The sequence below is a fragment of the Lutibacter sp. B1 genome (genome assembly GCF_012524075.1).
Lineage (GTDB): Bacteria > Bacteroidota > Bacteroidia > Flavobacteriales > Flavobacteriaceae > Lutibacter.
The window spans coordinates 1-768 of record NZ_JAAZUI010000131.1; the positions used below are offsets into that span (position 1 = coordinate 1).

Sequence of the window (768 nt, forward strand, 5' to 3'; positions counted from 1 at the left end):
CCAACGGTCTCGGCTATGCGTAGTGCGGGATTTCAAGGCACTTACCTTTCAGTTTAGCACTTGGTTTATTTATTGTAATTACTTTCATATCAGCACTTTCCCCCGCATTACGTATAGCCATTGTTGTGCGGTCGTACTTCTTTTTCGGTCGTCTGTCAGCGTTGGCAAAGACATACTCTTTTGCAATTTTTGGCTTGTGTGTCGGCTTGTGCGAATTGCAAATGTGTATGGCTTTAAGCGTTGGCTTACATTGGTTTTATCATTTTATCTATAAATTCAATTTCTTCTTTACTCAAATTATACTTTTCGTAAAGTTGTTTATCAATATCTTCAATGGAACTAGACCAATTAATATCTGATTCAGGTGTAAAATCTTGAAGAGGAACAAATTGATATACGTTTTGAAGAATATTTTGTGAAGTCTTTAAGATACCAACCATAAATCTTAAAAACTTAGTTTTTATATAAGATGCTAATGCCGTTGCTTCAAATTCAGTTTCAAAATTTCCAATCGGTATAAGAGAATCAGTACAAGCAGACATTGGTTTTGCGATGTAAGGTTTACCCAAAATAGATACTTCATTGTTATCGGTTAGTAAACCTGCAGCACCATTACTCTTCGACATAAATACTTTCCATCTTTCAGCAATTTCTTTATTTTTAGTTATGAGATTACTATCAACATATCTAATTTCTTCGTGTTTACATCTTAATTCATAGTATCCATTTTGATAAAATGAACTCGAAATCTCATTAGCATTTTTACCT

The 768-nt window shown here is 33.5% G+C and carries 1 pseudogene; it reads right to left on the reverse strand.

Annotated elements, in window-relative coordinates:
* Nucleotides 1–245: 245 nt before the first annotated feature.
* Nucleotides 246–768, reverse strand: a pseudogene (locus tag HGB55_RS15255) (hypothetical protein); the annotation flags it as partial.